Here is a 20,410-nt window from a genome sequence, read left to right on the forward strand (position 1 = left end):
TCACTGACCCATTCTGGGGACAGTATTATTTGATCAGAAGTTTGACCACAGCCTGTCCATTCATTTTGCTTTCATCAACCGAGGATATCTGGGGTTCTATGACGAAGAGGCGTTCGGAGTCCACCTGACCGACGCCCGTCAGGTGTTCCAATGTACTGTTCGCCCGACCTATGGCGAGAAGACGCAGGTCTTCATCAGATATCTTCATGGTGTCGAGCAGAAAACTTTCTCTCTGTTCAAGAGTCTCAGCCGGCTCAGGCAGTGAAGAAGGCGTTTGAACCTTCTGAGCGTCCTGTGGCAAACTCTGCAGGGCCTGCCGATAGATCCGCTCCAGGTAAAAGGCGTACTCTTCCTCGCTGAGAGGGATATCCTCATCGGGTTTGCTGGTGTTTACCCGGGTCGATTTGAGTTTTTCCAGTTTGATCCGTTTAAGCAACTGTTTTTTGGCTAAGGCCCGACTATCCATCACGAGGTCCACCTGCCCGGCAAGATCCATTTTAAGGCCTGGCCGTTCAAGCAGTACATTCGCGACCAAGGGTAGCTTATCCAGGGCGGCCATGCCGAGACTGGTCTCACCCGGTTCAAAGGGGATATACTGCAAATCCTCGCCCTCGGGGATCAGGCTGCCGAGCAGGGCAAAGGGGCTTGTTGCCGCCTTGGTCATGAGGTTGACCAGAACCTGCAGAACGACCCCACCGACGCTGAACTCCGGGTCACTGAGATCCCCTCGCACGGGAATGTCCAGACTGATTTCCCCCTGTCGGTTTTTCAGCAGGGCGATGGCCAGATTGACCGGCAGACTGGTGGCATCAGGGCTTTCCACACGCTCACCTAGGGTAAATTGATCCAGAAAAACCCTGTTGTCACTTTCCAGCTGACTTCCCCGTATATCGTAATGCAGATCCAGATTCAATTTGCCTTTTTCCGTTTTGTGGCCCACGTATTTACCCGAGTAGGGGGATAAGGGGCTCAGATTGAAATTCTTAAAATCGATAGCCAGATCCAGCTGGGGAAGAGGCGCTAGAGGATTCATGGTACCCGAGACGATCAGGGGTGCCTGTTGGTCGATCCTGGCGTCAAAACGGAATTGGGCCAGAGCGGCAGGTTCCGAGGAAATACCAGTGATCTCCCCTTGCAGCTGGTCGATGGTGAGGCCATAGCTCGGGCTGATGCTACGGTCATGAACCCTGGCGAGTCCTTTGCTGAGCACGACTCTGTCGATACGCAGTTCGGGTGCTGCTGCGGCCGCCTCTTCCTCGGCATTCAAGACCTTTTCCTTTGCCGATGTCGTTGGCCCGTCACTCCTGGCGAGGCTCGCCAGGTTGATACTCCCGTCTTCGCGAACTACAAGATTCATTGTCGGAGAGTCCAGCCGAATTTCGGCGACATCAAGCTTAAACGGCGTCAGTTCCAAGGCGATGCCGTTAATTCGCAGCGCGTTCCAGGTCAGCAGATCTTCCCCCTGAATGTCGTCCTTGGTCGACAAACGGTTAATCGCGCTGGCACCGGTGAAACGCAGTTGTCCTTCCTGGTCGAAAACAAGATCACCTTGCAGCGCCAGGGAACCGTCGGCTACCAGGACATGGGAATATTCAGTGACGTATGGTTGAAAATCGGCCAGTTGGACAGAGGCGACATCCACCTTGGTTTTTAGAGCGAAGGGAGTCAGGGAGAGAGTACCTTCCCCATTGATTTTGCTGTGCTTGTTCAGGTCGAGCGCAAAGGTGAGACTGCCTTCCGTCCGCGGCAGCGTAGAAAGCCCCCTGGCCTCAAGGGTTACAGCACTGGCACCTAGAGCAATGGACTCTTTCAGGGAATGATCTCTGAACAGAACTTCGCCGTTACGCAAGCGGAAATCATCAACGGTCAATGCCCAGGCAGGAGGGCCGTTGTTTTCTTCGCTGGTATCCTCGCCGGGCGATGGAGGAGAGCCTGTGTTTTTCTCACCTGCAGGAAGCAGGGACAGGGGGAGCAACTTCCCCTCTGACGATTGGATCAGTTCAAAATAGGGAGAATCAACATCGATCCGGGCCAGGTGGATATCGCCCGCCAATAAATCGGAATCCGCCAGAACAACCGTAGTGGCTGGAAGACGAAGGTAGGTTTTATCTTCCTGGTCAGTGACTTCCAGTTCCCTGAGGGTCAATGTTCCCGTCAAGGCCAGCCGGGAGGAACCGTCGGCTCGATCGAGGTAGGAAAGCCTGGTGTCCAGGTCGAGCAAGGCTGATTTAAGCCGTAATGTCGTAGGGTTGGGAACATAAGCCAGGTACTCGGGGATATTGATTCCTTCCATTTTAAGGTCGATATCCGTCGCTCGGGATTCGGCGAAAAGTTTACTTCCTCCGGCAAAGGTAACCGGCGTGCCGTTAACAACCGCAGAAAAAACAGGCTCAACGAAACTTTCGATATTGCTCGGCAGGTTGGAGATGGAAGGAATGGCCAGTCGGAGATCACCAATCTGGTGGACGGTGTCTTTCGGAATATCCCGATAACGGATGGTGCCGCTATCGATTTCGATGTTATTGATGGAGAAGAGAAAGGGCCGTTTATCCCTCTTCGCTTGGGGGGGATCATCGGGCTTCTGCTCTGTCAGCAGATCGGAAAAGGAAAAAGTGTTGTCGGGCAGACGGCTAAAGTCAACGGCCGGATTCGACAGGGATATGGATCGTAGAATCAGCGCTTTTTTGAAAAGGGAAAGACTTTCCAGATTCACATGAAGACGATCAAAGGCGATGAACCGTGTAGAATCGCCTTTGTGGGAAAGATGAAAGCCCTCCACGGTGGCGGAAAGGGTATAGGGGTTCAGTCGCACTTTGGCAATTTCCGTGTTCCTGCCAAGGGCCTCGGATAGTTTGTTTGTCAGCACAGGCTTCAGGATGAGAGGAAGGATGACGAATCCGAGCAGGCTGTACAGAGCCACAGCCATAACGCCGCTGAGGATAATTTTCTGCCAGCGGGGCATTTGTTTAAAAAAGAGGACAGAAGGAGGCATCGTTGGTCTTCCTTTGGTGAAGTTAAGGGCATGGGGACTATTTCTGGAAAGCTATCTCTGAAATTGTTTCACACAGAAGGGGAGTACGCAAGGGGGGCGTGGCTTTTAAGCAGGCAAAAGAGGGGCTGAGAAAAAGAGGATGCTTATCCTATGGCAAACAGCCGGATGAAGTGATTGTAGAGTTCGTGGTCCAGGTCTGAGACCAGGTCCCCTTTCATCATCTTCAGGGCGTCAAAGGTGGTACGGCGCTTGTGGTAGGAACGGTCGGAAGTGAGGGCCTCGTAGATGTCGGCAATGCGACAGATGCGCGCGTAGGGATGAATCTCCACGCGCACAAGGCCGCTCGAGTATCCTTTGCCGTCGTCCCTTTCGTGGTGCTGGGCGGCGACAAGTTTGGCTTCTTCACTGATCGTTGGGCTTTTCTTGAGGATTTCAAGGCCAGCCAGAGGGTGCTGTTGCATGATTTCCCGTTCGGTCGGGGTAAGAGGACCCGGCTTGTTGATGATTTCGAGGGGGATTTTGCATTTGCCCAGGTCGTGCAGAAAAAAGCCGGCCCCCAGGCGGCGGATGTCTTCCTCGGCTTTTTCGCCGTAATAGGAGCGCGCCAGGGCGATACCGAAAATACCGACGTTGGTGCAATGGGTGAAGGTGTTGTTGTCGTAGCCCGCCAGCTTGACCAGGCAGTTGGTCGTGCGGTCATCGCTCATGATCAGGTCGACGGTAGGAGTGATGACCTCCTCCGCCAGGCGCAAAAAGGGAGCCCGGGGATCATCGTAGACTTTGCGCATGATTTCGCGGCAGCAATCGTAGACGGCGCCAGCTTTTTTCTCTGGGGTGCTAACCGGATCGTGCAGAATTTCCTGGGTTACCTTCTGAATATAATCGTAATAAAGATGGGCATCTTTCTCCCGGATGAAGAGATTCTGAATGCCATAAAAGGCCAGTTTTTTTTGGATATCCCGACCAAAAGACAGGCCTTTTCCTGCAAAGAGAACATACTCCGGCTCACCTATGCGCCACAGGTGTGCGCTGACCTTGCGATAGAGGTCGCAGGGTGCGTACTGCTCCTCGTGCAGAAGGGACAGCCCGATGGATATCCATCCCTGCTGGGCCGGAGTAATTTGACTCAGCTTAGATGTCAGGTCTTCCTGTCTGTTCAGCATGGATTCTCGGCGTGTTGAGTCGACATGGGTTTCTGTGCGACCCCGCCTGCAAGGACGGGTGCCGTTTTGGGGACGTTCTTGAACAAAAATAGTCCCTTTCGCGTCCTGGAACAACGAACGGCCAGAGAATAAAGTTGTTCCCGAATGTAAAGTTATGCGGCGATCCTCAGTGTGGCTGGTCATTCTCTGGACGCTCTTCAGCAGAGACTTCCAAAAGTCATGCCAATGGGGTTTTCCTGGGTCGATTCTCCAGGTAGCCCATATTAAAGGACTTTCGGGTGACCTGCCAGAAAGGTGGCGCCAGGTATGCCGTCAAGTTGTGTCATCCAGGCATTGAATGGGGAGGCACAAGTGTAACCTGTGGCATGGAGCGGCTACGCTGAAGGAGCCGAAAAACTTTTGGCTCCCAGCCAATGAAAACCGAGCAGGCCGAGCAGCAGGGCGCCACCTGCCGCAAGGAACAAGAGGGAAGGGCCGGCTATCTCTCCTATATAGCCCAGCAGAAATGATCCGGAAAAAAGACCCAGGTCGATGCTTCCTGTGAAGATTCCCGTGATTTTTCCGCGATTTTGATAACTTTCATGACGAATGGCCATGCTGTTGAGGGTGGGAAAGAGCATGCCGTGCCCGACCCCACAAAGAAGGCCTGCCATGGCAAGCCCAAAGTTTTTCTGGACCAGAGCCAGCGTAAAAAGACCAATGGCGGTAATGGCCAGAGCCCAGGGGAGCAGGCGAATTTCACCGAGACGGTCCGCCAGCTTCCCACCCAGAAACCGAATCATGATGGCCGAACTGGCGTAGGTCAGATAGAACAGGGATATCGGAGACAAGTCGCGAGCCTCAGCAAGGGGCGCTACAAAGTTGCCGCTGGCTGCCTGCCCTATGCCGAAAATAAGGGCGAGGCCGGCTACAATCACGTGTTTTTGCCGGCGGAACAAGGTGAAAAAGGAAGGGGCCTTGCCGTGACTGGGATCAGCAGGCGTTTCGCGAAGAGGCCATTGGACCAGCAGTCCGACGAGCGCCAGGGCTGAGGACATAACAAAAAAATGCGCGAATTCTCCATGGCGTAGCACCCATTCACCAAGGGCGGGACCTACGGCCAGACCGATAAGTCCCGATGTCCCGAACATCCCCAGTCCTTCATTGAGGCGGTCTCGGGGAATGATGTCCGCCATATAGGTGAACACCGCAGTGAAGCAGATGGCGATGCCGATCCCATGAATTACGCGAACGACGAGCAGAGGCCAATAAAAATCGTTCAGCGACCCGGAAAAGGTGAGGTAGGTCAGGGGCATGAGAACGAGGATGAAACAGCCGCACGTATAACTCTTTTTGCGGCCCATCCGGTCAACCATCTCCGATATCCAGGGACGGCAAAGGGCGGATGCAAGGGCGAATGTCCCCATGATGATACCGATATCTCCCTGACTCCCTCCGTGCTCTCCAATAAAAAGGGGAAAGAGGAAAAAGGCCGTAAACGAGGAGACCGTCGTGAGGTTGGCCACAAACATCATCAGAAAGGTGGTGGTGTACAGCATGGGGTTTTACCTTTTTGCTGGAGGAAGATTCCTTATAAGTCGCTCTTAGGAAAAGGTCAAGGAAGCGATGTTTACATCCCCTGTTTTGGCAAATCATGAAAGAGGCCGGGGAGGAATTGTTAACCGTCCAAGGCATGACGGTTGACACCTTTTAAAAAGCCGTGTTAATTTCGCCGCCATGGAGTCAACTCTTTACAGCATTCGTATGCACGCCACCCGGCTGGATACCCATCTCTCCGGTGCCGAGGCACTGGTGAGCGAAACTGAGCTCAAGAGAGCGGCGGCAGACCTTGTGGAGCGGGCCCTAGGCCATTCTAAGGGTAAGGCGCATAGTATCCGGATCAGCATCGATGACCTCACCGATACCGAGGTGGTAAGGGGTCGCCTCCCTGATCTGGTCACCGTCCCTGTCGCTGATTATCTGGACGGTCGTCAGGCGGCAGCAAAACTGCTTCGCTGGGCCGGGGTCTCCAATTTCGCCATCACACGAAGCATGGAGGATCTCGGGCGGGGGGCAGCTCCTGGCAACAAGGCCATGCGTGGCGCCATGTTGGTTGACGCTGTCAGTGGTGAACGCCTTGAACCTGATACCTCCCGCGGGGTGCGGGTCAGTCGGCTTGGTCTGACTCCGGCAACTACGGACGCCTTGCGCAGTGCCCTGCAAACCTTGGGACTGGACAACGACCATGTTCGCGAAGCCCTGGCTTTGGCTGGCAAGGTCCTGGCTTCTGGGCAGGTGCTCGCCGAGCTCTGCTGGTCCGATGATCCCGACTACACGGCGGGTTATGTGGCGGCACCCGGCTTGGGTTATGTCCGCTTCCCCCATCTCAAACCTCTGGGTGAGGATCGCGGCGGCCGTGCTTTTTTTGTGCCCCCCGCGCTGCGAGATCTGACCTCCCTGATATTTTTTCTGCAAGAAACCCCCTGGTTGGCTGATGGCCTCGGCCACCTGCATCCCCCCATCGCTTTGGAGACGCTGCGTGAGCTGTTGGACCGAAGAGCTTGAAATTCTGAAGAAACAGGATATGTTTCGCGCGTTGCGCACCGTAGACAGTTCGCAAGGGACGAAGGTCTTGCTTGCAGAAGGGGAAGTGTTGCTGCTGTGCAGTAACAACTACCTCGGTCTGGCGAGTCATCCCGCCCTGATCGAGGCCGCTGCCAAAGCCGTCAGAGATTGGGGTGCCGGGACGGGGGGCAGCCGCCTTATTTCCGGTTCAATGACACCGCACGCACAACTTGAAGAGAAACTGGCCGCCTTCAAGGGGACCGAGGCGGCCCTGTTGTTCAATTCAGGCTATGCCGCCAATACCGGCCTTCTGCAGGGGCTGTTCGGTCCCGATGACGTCATTTTCTCCGATGCCCTCAACCATGCCTCCATTGTCGATGGCTGCCGTTTGTCCAAGGCAAGGACGGTGATCTATCCCCATGGAGATGCGGCCGCGCTCGAATGCTTGCTGAGTCGGGAAGAAAAAGACCGCCAAGGCCGCTGGGTGATCGTCACTGATGGCGTCTTCAGCATGGACGGCGATGTGGCGCCCCTTGTCGACCTCGTTCGCCTGAAAAAACGATACAACGCCCTGCTCATGGTCGACGACGCCCACGGCACCGGCGTGCTTGGCGAGGGGGGGCGGGGCACCGCCGAGCACCTGGGTTGTCTGGAAGAGGTGGATCTGCACATGGGAACGCTGGGTAAGGCGCTTGGTTGTTTTGGCGCCTATGTGGCGGCCGACCGGGTGATCGTCGACACCCTGATCAACCGATCGCGGTCTTTTATCTTTTCCACGAGCCTGCCGCCTTCGATCCCTGCCTCGGCCATGGCCGCCCTCGACATCGTGCAAAGTGTCGAAGGCGAAAGCCTGCGTCTGGCGCTCTGGAGCAATCGGGCCCTCTTTGCCGAACGCCTGCAAAGGGGAGGGCTGTCGACAGGAGAGAGCACCACGCAGATTGTGCCGGTGCTTACCGGCGAGCCGGCGCCGACCATGAAACTGGCGCAAAGCCTGCTGACTGCCGGCATCTTTGTCCAGGGCATCCGTCCGCCGACGGTTCCTGCCGGGAACTGTCGCTTGCGCGCTACCCTTATGGCAACCCATGCTCCCGGTGACCTGGAAAGAGCCGCCGACCTCATTCTGCAGGCCATGGCCGGGGTATTCCGATGAAGACTTTTGTGCTGCCGGACGGCCGCCGGATGGCGTATCGGGAATCCGGGTCGGGGCCTGCGCTGATCCTGCTGCACGGTTGGAGTATGTCCTCTGCCGTTTTCAGTGAAGCGGTGGAGGCGTTTTCTGGCTCGTTCCGGGTATTGGTTCCTGACCTGCGTGGACACGGCCAGTCGGATCCTGGGCCAGGTTACGGGCTTGATGCCCTGACCGGCGATGTGGCCATCTGGCTGGAAAAGATGGTGAAGGGCGAGGTGTCTCTGCTTGGCTGGTCACTTGGTGGACAGGTAGCCCTGCAACTGGCCAGCGGGTTGAAGGAGAAGGTTGCCAGAGTCATTCTGCAATCCACGACGCCTCGTTTCGTGGCCGGCGACGGCTGGAGCGCGGGACTTCCCAGCGGTCAGGTCAAGGCGATGACGCGCGACCTGCGCCGCAACTATCGCAAGGCCATGGGAGACTTTTTCGCCCAACAATTCGAAGAAGGGGAAATGTCGCGGGAACGATTCTGGCGTGTCGTTGATTTTGCCGTGCGTGCCGGTCGTCTCCCCCTTGGCGAGGTGGCGCTCGCGACCTTGGACACCTTGGCTACGGCCGATCAGAGGGCGTCTCTGGCTGATATTGATGTGCCTGTTCTGGTCGTGCATGGGGAAAAGGACCGGATTATCCCTTTTGCAGCCGGAGCCTATCTGGCTAACCACCTGCCTGTCGCCCGCCTCGCTGCTTTGCCTGCGGCTGGCCATGCCCCATTTCTGAGTTCGCCAGAGGAAGTTTTTGCGCTGTGGAGAGAGTTTTTACCATGACCGCATCCCCGGCTGTGCGTTCCCGCGTGCAACGTCATTTTTCCAGTCATGCCCAGGAATACGAGCGCTATGCCGTGGTGCAGGCGCGGGTCATCGAGCGTCTGGTCGGGTTGCTGCATGAGCGGGCCCCTTTCCGCGGCCCCGTGCTGGACATCGGCTGCGGTACGGGCCTTCTCGCTGCGGCCCTGCGCCCCCTGTGTCCTCAGTCCACCCTGGTCATTTCCGATCTTGCCCACGGTATGACCAGCCAGGCCAGGTTGCGTCTGCCCGAAGCCCTGGCTCTCGATGCTGATGGCTGTGCGCTTCCCCTGGCCGCAGAGTGCTTCTCTCTGGTTTGTTCGGCATCTGTTTATCAGTGGGTGGATGACCTGGAAAAAGCCTTTGCTGACGCCGCCAGGGTGCTGATGCCTGGGGGTGTTTTCGCTTTTGCTCTTTTCGGGGAAGAAACCCTCTTTGAGTTGAAGAATTCCCATTATTTTGCCCTCTCTCAGGCAGGGAGTGAAAGAGCTTCCCATTTTCAGACTTTTCCCAGCCTGAAGGCGGTCAGCGACGCTATGGAGGGAAAGAACTTTGCCTCTATAAATTTATTTGAGGAACATGAGGTCGAATACCATCGGGATGTTGCCCGGTTGTTACGCTCTCTCAAGGGGATAGGTGCGCAGAATGCTTCCGCAGATCGTCCGAACGGCCTGGCGTCACGACAGGTCATGCAGTGCATGACCGAACACTACACCCGGCGGCATGGCGGTCCTCAAGGGATTCCGGCCACTTATCATGTCATCTATGGATGTGGAGTAAAAGGCGGCTGAGCAGAGATAATCTTACTCGACGCAGAGGATGGCGCATTTGAGATATTCCGTTTCGGGGCAGGACAACAGAATCGGGTGGTCATAGGCCTGACTGCGCATCTCCAGCAGGCGGATGGCCCGGCCCGCCTGCACGGCGGCCTTGCTCAGCGTGTCGAGGAAGATGTCCCGGCTCATATGGTGGGAGCAGGAACAGGTGAAGAGATAGCCGCCAGGGCTCACCGCTTCCATGGCCCGGCGATTGATCGTCAGGTAGCCTTTGATGGCCTCGGGGAGCTTCTTGCGACTTTTAACGAAGGCCGGTGGGTCGAGGACAATGGTGTCGAAGGTTTGGTTCTTTTGGTTGAGGCTGCGTAGAAAATCGAAGACATCGGCTCTTTCGAAAGAACAGTGGCCTTCAACAAAATTCAGACGGGCATTTTCTCGTGCCAGGGTCAGGGCGCCTTCCGAGATGTCGATGCCCACCACCTCTTTGGCTCCGTAGCGGGCGGCATGAACCGACCAGCTTCCCGAGTAGCAGAACAAATCAAGCACCCTTTGGCCAGATACGAAAGGCTTCAAGGCCAGATGATTCTCTTTCTGGTCCAGAAAATGCCCCGTCTTTTGTCCCCCCAGAACATCAACACGGAAGCGCAGGCCATGTTCCGTCATAATGACGTCTTCGGGAAGTTCGCCTTGCAGAATTTCAACGCTGCAGTCGAGGCCTTCAAGTTCGCGCACGGCCACATCGTTACGGGCGACAATGGCTTTGGGCTGCAAGAGCTCGGTCAGCGCCTGCAGAATAGCCTGGCGTCGACACTCCATACCCAGGGTGAGAAACTGCAGGGAGAGCACATCGCCGTAGCGGTCGACCACAAGGCCAGGCAGGCCGTCGGCCTCGCCATGCACCAGGCGCATGGTGACCAGATCACCGTAAAAACGCTGGCGATAGAGAAGCGCCGCCCTGAAGCGGCCGTGAAAAAAACTCGGGGTGTCAATGGATTCCCTGGCGCGGGAGAGGATGCGGGCAGCAATGAGAGAATGGGGATTATAGTAGGCCATGCCCAGAAATTCCCCCCGATGCGTGAAAACCTCGACGGCCTCCCCCGGATGGGTGGAGCGGTCGAGGTTTTCAATTTCATTGCTGAATACCCAGGGGTGTCCGGCGCGGGCGCGGCGGTCGTGGCCTGCACGCAGGGTTAGTCGGGTCATGGCTCCGAAGGGGCCTCGAAAAGCGACTGGACGATGCGGCGGGCTTCTTTGGAAACAACGTGATAGTAGACTTCGACCCCTTCACGCTGGCCCTCGATAATGCCCTTGTTCTTGAGAAGGGCCAGGTGCTGAGAGACGGTGGCCTGAGGAAGCGCAAGGCATTCCCAGATCTTTTTGACGTTGCATGTCTGGGAAATCAGCCCCGCGATGATTTTCAGGCGAACTGGATGCCCAAGAACCTTAAGGATTTCGGCTTCCCGATCGTAGTTCTGCATTTTGTCAAATTCCAGCTTTTCCATGATTGGACCCTTCTTTCATTGGATTGTAAAATGCATTGAAATATTCGGATTTTAGTTTTCTCTTAATGCAAATGTCAAGCAGTAAGAGCAATAGTTAGAGCAGCTTCATTACATCGCTGAAAAATGTGTGGGTATCATTGTGCTCGACTTGCCTTCTTTGTGTGGGTAAACTGTTCCACCGAACGCTAATATTCTCCCGTTTTTCCGCGGCGGACTCCGTTCCTGGCGCGCAATGAAAGGTTCTGCTTAACGATGATTATGGCTGTTGCTCTGTTTTTTGTCGGAATAGCTGTTCTCTATTATGCCGCCGAGTTTCTGGTTGAGGGCAGTTCACGATTTGCCATATCCTTTGGCATTCGCCCCCTTGTTATCGGTATGACCGTTGTGGCTCTTGCGACCAGCATGCCCGAAATGATGGTCTCGCTGTTGGCGGCAGTCAAGGGATCCTCCGATCTGGCCGCAGGTAATATTATCGGTTCAAATATTGCGAATGTGGGGTTGATACTGGGTGTCGCCGCCGTTTTTCAACCGGTATCCGTCACCCGCAAGACCGTTCTGCGTGAAATTCCCATTATGGTCGGTGCCTCCGTGCTCCTGTGGTTTTGTGCACTGGATGGCGTGCTCTCGGCTGGCGACGGCCTGTTGCTGGTAACCTCTCTGGGGGCCTTTCTCCTGTACTGCCTGAAAAACGCCAAAAACGAGGAAGGGGCGCCTGAAATTCCTGAAGGGATGGTGCGCAGGGAAAAGGCCCATCGTAAAAAGGATGTACTCTACATCCTTTTCGGCATCGTTGGTCTGGCTGCCGGCGCCGAGATGATGGTGCGTTCCGGTGTTTTTATCGGCCGATCCCTCGGTATTTCCGAGATGGTTATCGGTCTCTCCGTCATCGCCCTGGGGACGAGCCTTCCCGAATTGGCTGCGTCTTCGGTAGGCGCCTGGCGCGGTGAGTCGGACCTGAGTGTCGGTAATGTTATCGGCAGTAATATCTTCAATATCTTCTTTGTGCTGGGGGTATGCGCCCTTATCAGACCCTTGCCTATCCAGGCTTCAGTGCTGCGCTTTGAGCTGCCGATCATGATCCTGTTCAGCGCTGCCTTGATCCCCCTTATGCACCGGGGACTTGTCCTGGGGCGCCGAGAAGGGATCTTTCTTTTGGCGGCTTACCTATTGTTTATCTGGAGATTATTCTGGTGATGAAATCTTCAATCTTTTGTCCCCTTGGCCTTCTCTTCTGTTTCTTGATGGTCATCAGCGCCCCAGCGCAGGAAATTGCCGCTGACGAAGCGGCCCTATCCACGGTGACGCCCATTGCTGAAATATTGGGGGAAAATTACTACTATGATATTTCTTTTCTCTGGTTTGATCACCTGGCGGAAGGCCGGATCATGTTGGAGAAGGGCGAGCAGTCCGATACCTATCGCGCCATGCTCGAGGCGAGGACCCTTGGTGTCGCGGCCTGGCTGACGGGAGACCGCGTGCAGCGTTATGTCTCGGTGATGCGGGTGGCAGATGATGGGTCCTTGAGTTCGCTTATCTACGAATCGCACATCCTCAAGAAGAAAAAGGGCAAAATTGACAATCGGGTGAAGCGTTATACGTTTGACAGCGAAAACCGCACCATTCTTTATCAAAAATTCAAAGGTGAAAAAAAAGTGAGCGAAGAGCTTATTCCCTGGTCCCATGAGGAGTGGCCCGATGATTTTCTGACGGCTTTCTATAACTTCCGTTTGGGCAACAGTGGTCCTCTGGTCCCCGGGGCAAGCTATCGCATTCCCACATTCAAGCGGGAAGGCCCTGCGGACATTCAGATTGAAATTCTCCCTGAAAAGGCAAGGCCCTCGAAGTCCTTTTTCCCAGCGGGTGGGCATCTTGTCAAAGTCATACTTGATCCGGATGTTTTTGAAACGGCTGGCGGCGATGTCTTTATGTGGATGGATGCCAGCGGCAGGCCAGTTAAGGGACTCGTCGAAAAAGTCATTGGCCTTGGAGATGTCAAAGGAACTATGCGTCCGTTAAATTAAGGATGTTTTGATAGGAAGGTACTCATCGGATGAGTAAACAAACCATTTATGTCATAGGTCATAAAAACCCGGATACCGATTCCATTTGCAGCGCCATGGCGTATGCCCGCCTCAAACAGCTGCAGGGGGTGCCCCAGGTGCAGGCGGCAAGGGCTGGGGACCTGAACCGGCAGACGGAGTTTGTGCTGGATGAACTGGCCTTGCCCAGACCTCATCTCCTCATGGACGTCTATCCCCGAGTCAAGGATGTTGTTGGCGAACATGTAGTAACCATCCCAGACAAAGCGCCGCTGTCGCGGGCTCTGGAACTCTTTCACCTGCACAATATCCGCCTGCTTCCCGTGATCGACGACGACAGGCGACCACTGGGGTTGCTGTTTCTGAAAAAGGTGTCCGAGCGTTTTCTGATTCCGCGTCAGGAGAGCGAGATCCGTCGTGTCCTTGCCTCGGTGGACTCCATCCGCCAATGCCTCAAGGCCAGTATCCTCTGTCAGGCTGAAGAGGCCGGCGGCAAAGTGGAGGAACTCAACCTCTATGTCGGCGCCATGGCCTCCGCCACCTTCCAGGAACGTCTTAAAGGGTGCAGTCCCCGCGACATGGTCCTGGTGACCGGTGACCGTGAAAATATCCAGAGACAGGCGGTCGAAATGGGGGTGCGCATCCTCATCGTCACGGCCAGTCTACCCGTGTCGCCGGATGTGGTCGAGCTGGCCCAGGTCAAGGGGGTCACCATCCTCTCTACTCCCTTTGATACGGCGACAAGTGCCTGGTTGACCCGCCTGTCAACTCCCGTCAGTGAGTTGGTGACGGCGGATCACCAGAGCGTTGGTCTGCCAGATCGCCTGGAGGATTTGCGCCTGAAGCTGCTGCACTCCAAAGACCCGGGGGTGGTTGTTCTCGATGGCGAGGGGAGGGTGGCGGCAGTGGCGACCAAGAGCAATCTGTTGTCTCCCTCGCAGGTCAAGCTGATCCTGGTGGATCACAATGAACTGTCACAGGCCGTTGCCGGGGCAGACAAAGTTGAAATCATGGAAGTCATCGACCATCACCGCCTGGGAAATTTTCATACCGATTATCCGATCCGTTTCATCAATCAACCTTTGGGCAGTACCTGTTCCCTGGTGGCTACCCTTTATCAACAGGCAGGGAGAGAGCCGGAACGGGCCATCGCCGGTCTGATGCTGGCCGGTCTGCTTTCTGATACGGTCATACTCAAATCCCCTACGACCACCGAGACCGATCGGGAAATTGCCACCTGGCTTGGCAAGCTTGCCGGTCTCGATCCTTATGAGTTCGGCCGGCGCATTTTCAGTGCCGGCAGTGCGCTGGCGGCGCACCCTTCCGTCAGGCATCTGATCCTTGCCGATTTCAAGGAATACAAAGCGGGTGAACGTGTTTTTGGCCTTGGCCAGGTGGAGGTTGTCAGTTTCCACGAATTCCACACCTTGAAAGAACAGATCACCGAAGAACTGGCTGCGCTGAAAAAAGAACGCAAACTCGACACAGTCGGCTTGCTCGTTACCGATATCGTTCAGGAGACCAGTCTTCTGCTGGCCCAGGGAAGTAAGGAGCTGCCCTACGTGATCGGTTATCCTCAGGTGGAGGAAAACCTCTTTGAACTTAAGGGGGTTCTTTCACGCAAAAAGCAGCTCGTACCTCACCTCCTTAAAGTTCTTAAAGGCTGAACCTTTTCTTCCACCCTCTCTGTCTGTGGCCGGGCGCATCCCGGCCTTTTTTGTCCATCATGTCTTTTTGACAAAAATTGCCCTGTCCTTGCGGAAATTCGCGCAAAAATCCTGAAGTTTTCCTCCTGTCGATCTTGCCATAAGCACTGAACTCCCCGATGTTACAAGCCTGGCGCCCAAATGTGCGTCTGCAGATGAGCCCTTGGCATAGAGTGTGAAGATAGACCTCGCGAGTGTCTAAACTTTGTATGGCCATCGAAGTGTTGATGGACGGGGTCCTCTTTTAAAAGGATGTGCTATGCCGGTGTTGATGAGGTTTATCGTTCTTTTGGTGCTGTTGGGGCAGGCCTGGGGGGCCGCAGCCGAATCTTTGACTTGTGGTCATCTTTATGACGGTGTGACCGGCAAGCCCATTGAAAACGCGGTGGTCAGCAGCGGCCCACGTCTGGTGCGCACCGACGCCAACGGACATTTCGTCATGGCTTCTTCGACCAAAGAATTTCGGGCACGGGCTCCAGGTTATCGGGTTCGTTCGTTCACCACCGCCGAGGGGCATGACATAGTCATGGAGCCTTTTTCAGCCAAGGCTTTGTATCTCTCCCATTACGGCATTGCCGAACCCATACTGCGGAATCCTGCACTGAAAATGATCGAAAACACGGAACTCAATGCGCTGGTGATTGACCTCAAGGGCGATCGCGGACAAGTCGCCTTCAAGGTGGATCTGCCCATGGCATCTGAAATTGGCGCCCAGAAAATCCTCACGGTCAAGGACGGCAAGCGCCTGTTGGCGTCCCTGAAAGCAAAAGATGTCTATACCATTGCCCGTATCGTGGTATTCAAAGACGATTTGCTGGCCAAATCCCGCCCAGACCTGGCTATCCGCACCGAACGAGGAGACGTTTGGCGTGACGGTGAAGGCATGGCTTGGGTCGACCCTTTTTTCCGTGAGGTCTGGGAATATAATATCGCGTTAGCCGAACAGGCGGCCCAGATGGGTTTTGACGAAATACAGTTTGATTACGTCCGTTTTCCGGACCGTCGCGGTCTGCGGTTCGCCAAAGAGAACCAGGAAGAAAATCGGGTTGGCGCCATTTCAGGTTTCCTGGCCTCGGCTCGCCAGCGACTGGAAGCCTATGAGGTCTTTCTGTCCGCCGATATCTTCGGGTATGTCTGCTGGAGCGAGAAAGATGTGGAAATCGGTCAACGCCTCGAGGATCTGTCCGTCCATCTCGACTATATTTCTCCCATGCTATACCCCTCCGGTTTTGGTCATGGGGTAGGAATGTATCGTAATCCGGTTAAACATCCTTATGAAATCATTTCCCTGTCCCTTAACAGGGCGCAGCAAAGGACAGGCCTGCCCGGCGCCCGCTTTCGTCCGTGGCTCCAGGCGTTCAGGGATTACGCCTTTGATCGTCGATCTTTCGGAGAACACGAGATTCGCGCGCAAATTGAAGCCTCCGACGATTTCGGCAGCAGCGGCTGGATGCTCTGGAATGCCCGTAACGTGTACAGTCAGGCTGGATTGTTGAAAAAGTCTTATGAGGCTTACGCCGATCAGATCAGTGAAGCGGAACCTGACTATCCGAAGCTTTAGCACGCCGGGATTATCGGGCGCGTCGCGGTGGGGATGTCCTTTGTCTGGCCCAGGAGATAAAAAAACCCCGTGAAGGAGGGGAATCACGGGGTAAAACCCTGGGCGTTGGTTTAACGCCCGGGCAGCATAGGTTAATCATACCCGGATAAAACAAAAAATCAACGGAAAATTAAGATGTTGTAGCTCTGTCCGAGGGGGTTTGCGGGGGCCGCCACCTTGAAATGAATCTTTTTTTTTCAACCACAAAGGGGTATAGTCACGGGCGTACGTTCTGGTGTCTGTGTGGACACTGTCATAACCTGCCCAGGAGTAAAGCCCCATGCGGATTTTCACGCTGCCATCCTGTCTTGTCCTACTGACGTTTCTTGTCATCCTTGCCTGTCCCACCGGTCTTTTGGCCTCGGAAGAAAATACTCGGCAAAATATTTATCTGGAATTAGACTTTGATTTCACCAGTGGTGATTACGGTACGGATACGACCACCGATTCCTATGTCTATACGCTGCTTTTGGGCGCCTATCTTGGGTCTCGTTGGGATGTGCAGCTTTCCGCCCCTTATATCTATAAGAGCAATTCCTATCTGACCACTTCGGGAAATGTATACTATGGCTCCCGGATGACGGGTACGCCTCAGGTCGGTCAACTGGCCAACGGGGACGGGATGGGCGGTTCCGGAGGTGATGGCACTGGCGGGACGACGGATACAACCACCACCACAATGACAGACGTAAAAGAGTCGCAGAGCGGATTTGGCGATATGTCGTTAAGTCTGGGGTGTATCCTTCTTTTTGAAAATCAGACTTCACCTCAAGTCCGAGCCTATGTCGAGGGCCGGTTGCCAACGGGGGACGAAGACAAGGGGCTTGGTACCGGTGGCTACGGTGTCGAAGGAGGATTTGAGTTATTCAAATGGGTAGGGCCTTTTTCTCTGTTGGGAAGCGGGGCCTACACCTGGCAGGAAGATAGCTCGGATATCGGGCTGAAGGAATATTGGAGCTACGAAGTCGGCCTGGGGTACGCTTTGACGGATCGTCTGCGCCCAGGTCTCTCCCTCTGGGGTGCCACAGAGCCTGCGGAGGACGTCGGAAGTCTTCTCGAAGGGAAGGCCCAGCTGAGTTATCGCACAGGATCGAGCTCGGCCATCGGCGCCTACGTCATGAAGGGACTGGCTACGTCCAGCCCTGATATGGGCACCGGATTTTTCTTTTTCTGGAATTTTTAGGAGGATGACAGCCCGGCCAGCAATGACGGGAGTTCACGGATATGATTGAGGACTCGGTGGGCATTGCCGAAATCGCCGCCGGCCGTGAGGCGATTGGGGATAACACAACAGCGCAACCCTGCCCTGCTGGCCGCGAGCAGCCCCCGAGGTGAGTCTTCTACGACCAGGCACTCCTCCGCTTTGAGCTCCATGCGTTCAAGGGCTTTTAAATAAGCTTCCGGATGAGGTTTGGGGTGATGGTAGTCCTCCCGGACCAGGGCGAACTCAAAGAAGGGAAGCAATCCGGTCTGCCGGTGAATAATCTGAAAGTGATTCCGGCGGCACCCTGTTACCACAACCATGCGAAACCTGTTTTTAAGTTGCAGAAGCGTATCGTGTACGCCCTCCATGGCCGTCAGGCGACCTTCCAGAAGGGACGCGTAGAGAGCATCCCGCCTTCTCCTCAAGATCTCCAGTTCCATCTCGCCATTTTCGCTTTTCACCGCCAGGGCAAGAGCGCTTTGACCCTGCGTGAGTGAAATACGTATGAAGTCTTCCTCGGATAGGCCTACCTGTCGTTCTGCCAGAATCTGTGCCGTCGCCTGAAAGTACAGGTGCTCGGTGTCGACGAGAACACCGTCATTGTCCCATAGAATAGCTTTAAGCATGAAATTTTAAGCCTTGGCAGGGTTGATGAGCTAGAAAAAAAGAGCCGTCCCGGCAGTTGATGAGGGACGGCTCTTTGATTTTACCAAGTTTTAAGCTCAGCTTACTTCTTGTGGCAGTCGTTGCACTTGGTGGGGCCGGCACCTTTCTGGGTGTGGCAGTCTTTGCAGAGAGCATGACCGGTCTTCATGTCGAGTTCAAGCTTGCCGGGCTCACCCTCATGGCAGGCGGCGCAACCCAGAGAGTCACCATGGACTTTGTGGTTGAATGTAACATTACCTTTTTTGCTGTCGAGGGTGATGGTGTCGCTGGCAACAGCCAGGGAGCCAACAGCCAGGAAAGCAACGACCAGCAGAGTAGCTACCAAACGTTTCATGTTTCTCAGCCTCCTAAAAATTTGGACGGAAGATTCCGCCTTGGTTGTCGTTAATGTATACACCGGGTTTTTAAAAATGCATCCGACATCGAGTGGAATGTCGCCCGATGTCGATATTGATGAAAGTAAAAACAGGGACTTAAAAATCTTTATGTCGGGCACCTTTCGCCTGCTCGAAGGTCGTTTTTAAATGATATTTGCTCTTTTTGTCTTGCTCTGGTAAAGTTTTAATCCCTTTACGGCAGAGGTGAATATGAGCGAACAATTGCCCCCCATGGTCTGTTTGGACGGTAACCGGGTTCGAGCCATACGTGAAAACCAGAAGTTGACGCAGCTTTATGTTGCTAAAGTGGTCGGTGTCACCACGGATACCATATCGCGCTGGGAAAATAACCGCTATCCGTCCATCAAAAAAGAAAATGTTCTGCGACTGGCCGAAGCGCTGGAGGTTGCAGTCGAAGATCTGCTCAAAAATGAAGAGGAGGCAGGAAGTGAGGGAGGGGAAGTCTCCGCCGAACCAGCAGCGTCTCGCAAGTGGCTGCTGGGACTGGTCGTTTTAATCCTTGCATCGTTGTTGGCCGCCCTGCTTTTCAAGGGCCGGGAGATGGCAGTGCCTGCGGTCCTTGCCGAGCGGATTCTGCCGGCTTATGCCGCCCCGGGTAGTATTATCCCCGTGCAGATACACCTGAAGACGGAAGAACCAATGAAGGGGTTTATCCTCCGCGAACATTTTCCCCCCGGATGGAAGCTTATTGAGGCCAGTCCACCGGCTTCAAGTCTTGATAATGAAAAGGGCGCTGCCCGGTGGATTATCCGTACGGGAGACAGTCGCAAACATCTTGTCTATCTGGTCAGGGTTGGCAGTTCTGAAACGCTGGCTGCAACTGCTGATTTCAGCGGCGATATCGTCGCCAATTCCGACAACCGTCAGACGCCTGCATCGATACTGGGGCAAACATCCGTCGAAATCGGTCCTTTCCAGTGGGCCGATCTTGATGGCGACCAAACCATAGATGACAGTGAAATTCTGCGCGCTTATGACATGGTTGAAGAAATGACCGGTGTTCATCTTGACTGGGAAATTGTGGACACCATTTGGGACGCTGGCAGTTACCGCTGGGAAGAAAAAACGAAAGAATTTATTCCTGTCAGAAGTGAAGGGGGCCCCTCCCAGGCAGAATGACGTTAAAACTGGATCATAAACGTCTTCATGATTCTCCCTTGAGGGGTGACGGCTTCAATACCCGCCTGGAAAGGCCTGTGTTCCAGGTCAGGCAAAGGGCCGACATAAAGGCCGGATACCCTTTCTTCCAGCCTCTGCACTGAAACTTTTTCTCCGTCGCGACCAAGAATAACCAGGCGAACCGTTGCTTCCTTGACGGGATATCCTGCCTCGTCCTTGAGAGAGACCTGAAAAACTCTTTCGGACACAGCCATACCCAGTTTCCAGGACAGTCCTGCGCCGAAGCGTTCCTCAATGGGGTCTGCCATTTCCGACAGCTGGCTGTCCTGTGATGGGGGGGACATACTTCGTATGGCGATCTCATTCAGCAAAAGCACCAGGCAGATTAAAAAAAGGGACGCCAACATTATGGTGCGTCCTGGCCTTTTTCTTTCATCTGTTTCTGTCGGCATCGAGTATCCATTGCTGGTTGGATAGACGTTTGGATTCTTATTCTGTACACCATCACACGTACATTTTGATACGTTTAGCTGAAAAATCAAACGTAACGGTAGAAAATCCTCAGTCATAAGTAGGGCTCTTCTGACCCGCCCCATAAAAGCCGTGACAGCAATAACGGAAAAATAAGTTGTTTCTCTCCGAGTCGGATATTGCCCAACCCATGAAAAATGTTTGACATTCTCGCGACGCTTTCTTTAGGATAGTGAGAATTTTTTTCAATAGAGAGTAGGGC

The 20,410-nt window shown here is 54.6% G+C and carries 18 protein-coding genes; 10 read left to right on the forward strand and 8 right to left on the reverse strand.

Annotated features, from left to right (window positions below):
* Window positions 1–25: 25 nt before the first annotated feature.
* From AOP6_RS06050 to AOP6_RS06060, 3 genes are all read right to left on the reverse strand, one after another.
* Window positions 26–2,992: a DUF748 domain-containing protein gene (locus tag AOP6_RS06050; protein ID WP_155875701.1), complete on the reverse strand. Its 2,967-nt coding sequence runs from the start codon at window positions 2,990–2,992 to the stop codon at window positions 26–28.
* A gap of 143 nt (window positions 2,993–3,135) precedes the next feature.
* Entirely contained in the window at window positions 3,136–4,155 is a 1,020-nt protein-coding gene (locus tag AOP6_RS06055; protein WP_213194789.1) for an HD domain-containing phosphohydrolase, read from the reverse strand.
* A gap of 374 nt (window positions 4,156–4,529) precedes the next feature.
* Entirely contained in the window at window positions 4,530–5,693 is a 1,164-nt protein-coding gene (locus tag AOP6_RS06060; protein WP_155875703.1) for an MFS transporter, read from the reverse strand.
* Between the two features lie 178 nt (window positions 5,694–5,871).
* On the opposite strand from AOP6_RS06060, the gene AOP6_RS06065 reads away from it, so the two are divergent.
* From AOP6_RS06065 to AOP6_RS06080, 4 genes are read left to right on the forward strand one after another with little or no spacing between them, the layout of a single operon-like run.
* Window positions 5,872–6,699 carry a 6-carboxyhexanoate--CoA ligase gene (locus tag AOP6_RS06065; protein WP_155875704.1) on the forward strand — a complete coding sequence of 276 codons (828 nt, stop codon included), beginning with the start codon at window positions 5,872–5,874 and terminating at the stop codon, window positions 6,697–6,699.
* Window positions 6,674–7,849 carry an 8-amino-7-oxononanoate synthase gene (bioF, locus tag AOP6_RS06070; RefSeq protein ID WP_225897367.1) on the forward strand — a complete coding sequence of 392 codons (1,176 nt, stop codon included), beginning with the start codon at window positions 6,674–6,676 and terminating at the stop codon, window positions 7,847–7,849. The genes AOP6_RS06065 and bioF overlap by 26 nt, the downstream gene beginning before the upstream one ends.
* Window positions 7,846–8,649 carry an alpha/beta fold hydrolase gene (locus AOP6_RS06075; protein ID WP_155875706.1) on the forward strand — a complete coding sequence of 268 codons (804 nt, stop codon included), beginning with the start codon at window positions 7,846–7,848 and terminating at the stop codon, window positions 8,647–8,649. Before bioF ends, AOP6_RS06075 begins: the two co-directional genes overlap by 4 nt.
* Window positions 8,646–9,458 (forward strand): methyltransferase domain-containing protein, encoded by an 813-nt coding sequence (locus AOP6_RS06080; RefSeq protein ID WP_155875707.1) that lies wholly within the window; start codon window positions 8,646–8,648, stop codon window positions 9,456–9,458. Before AOP6_RS06075 ends, AOP6_RS06080 begins: the two co-directional genes overlap by 4 nt.
* 12 nt (window positions 9,459–9,470) lie before the next feature.
* Here the strand turns inward: AOP6_RS06080 and AOP6_RS06085 are convergent, their stop codons facing one another.
* Together AOP6_RS06085 and AOP6_RS06090 are read right to left on the reverse strand one after the other, a co-directional pair.
* Window positions 9,471–10,646, reverse strand: coding sequence for a class I SAM-dependent rRNA methyltransferase (locus AOP6_RS06085; protein WP_155875708.1), 1,176 nt, complete (start codon window positions 10,644–10,646; stop codon window positions 9,471–9,473).
* Complete coding sequence (locus tag AOP6_RS06090) at window positions 10,643–10,936, reverse strand: metalloregulator ArsR/SmtB family transcription factor (protein WP_213194840.1); 294 nt, start codon at window positions 10,934–10,936, stop codon at window positions 10,643–10,645. Before AOP6_RS06090 ends, AOP6_RS06085 begins: the two co-directional genes overlap by 4 nt.
* 267 nt (window positions 10,937–11,203) lie before the next feature.
* On the opposite strand from AOP6_RS06090, the gene AOP6_RS06095 reads away from it, so the two are divergent.
* From AOP6_RS06095 to AOP6_RS06115, 5 genes are all read left to right on the forward strand, one after another.
* A complete protein-coding gene (locus AOP6_RS06095) occupies window positions 11,204–12,139 on the forward strand; it encodes a calcium/sodium antiporter (RefSeq protein WP_213194790.1) in 936 nt (311 codons plus the stop codon).
* A gap of 47 nt (window positions 12,140–12,186) precedes the next feature.
* Window positions 12,187–12,966, forward strand: coding sequence for a DUF3108 domain-containing protein (locus tag AOP6_RS06100; RefSeq protein WP_225897375.1), 780 nt, complete (start codon window positions 12,187–12,189; stop codon window positions 12,964–12,966).
* Window positions 12,967–12,995: 29 nt separating this feature from the next.
* Window positions 12,996–14,651 carry a putative manganese-dependent inorganic diphosphatase gene (locus tag AOP6_RS06105; protein WP_155875712.1) on the forward strand — a complete coding sequence of 552 codons (1,656 nt, stop codon included), beginning with the start codon at window positions 12,996–12,998 and terminating at the stop codon, window positions 14,649–14,651.
* A 298-nt stretch (window positions 14,652–14,949) separates the two neighbouring features.
* Window positions 14,950–16,251: a putative glycoside hydrolase gene (locus AOP6_RS06110; RefSeq protein ID WP_213194792.1), complete on the forward strand. Its 1,302-nt coding sequence runs from the start codon at window positions 14,950–14,952 to the stop codon at window positions 16,249–16,251.
* A gap of 319 nt (window positions 16,252–16,570) precedes the next feature.
* On the forward strand, window positions 16,571–17,473 hold the full coding sequence (locus tag AOP6_RS06115; protein ID WP_155875713.1) for a transporter: 903 nt from the start codon (window positions 16,571–16,573) through the stop codon (window positions 17,471–17,473).
* Here the strand turns inward: AOP6_RS06115 and AOP6_RS06120 are convergent.
* Together AOP6_RS06120 and AOP6_RS06125 are read right to left on the reverse strand one after the other, a co-directional pair.
* The gene (locus AOP6_RS06120) at window positions 17,470–18,120 is read right to left on the reverse strand and encodes an HAD family phosphatase (RefSeq protein WP_155875714.1); all 651 of its coding nucleotides are present in this window, start codon (window positions 18,118–18,120) and stop codon (window positions 17,470–17,472) included. The two genes, AOP6_RS06115 and AOP6_RS06120, sit on opposite strands and share 4 nt — an antisense overlap.
* A gap of 101 nt (window positions 18,121–18,221) precedes the next feature.
* Entirely contained in the window at window positions 18,222–18,494 is a 273-nt protein-coding gene (locus AOP6_RS06125) for a cytochrome c3 family protein (RefSeq protein ID WP_155875715.1), read from the reverse strand.
* A 253-nt stretch (window positions 18,495–18,747) separates the two neighbouring features.
* Between AOP6_RS06125 and AOP6_RS06130 the strand changes: the two genes are divergently transcribed.
* Window positions 18,748–19,677, forward strand: a complete 930-nt coding sequence (locus AOP6_RS06130) for a helix-turn-helix transcriptional regulator (protein ID WP_155875716.1) — start codon at window positions 18,748–18,750, stop codon at window positions 19,675–19,677.
* A 2-nt stretch (window positions 19,678–19,679) separates the two neighbouring features.
* On the opposite strand, the gene AOP6_RS06135 is transcribed toward AOP6_RS06130, so the two are convergent.
* Window positions 19,680–20,246 carry a hypothetical protein gene (locus AOP6_RS06135; RefSeq protein ID WP_155875717.1) on the reverse strand — a complete coding sequence of 189 codons (567 nt, stop codon included), beginning with the start codon at window positions 20,244–20,246 and terminating at the stop codon, window positions 19,680–19,682.
* Window positions 20,247–20,410: the final 164 nt, after the last annotated feature.

The organism is Desulfuromonas sp. AOP6, from assembly GCF_009731355.2.
In the GTDB taxonomy this organism is placed as follows: Bacteria; Desulfobacterota; Desulfuromonadia; order Desulfuromonadales; family SZUA-540; genus SZUA-540.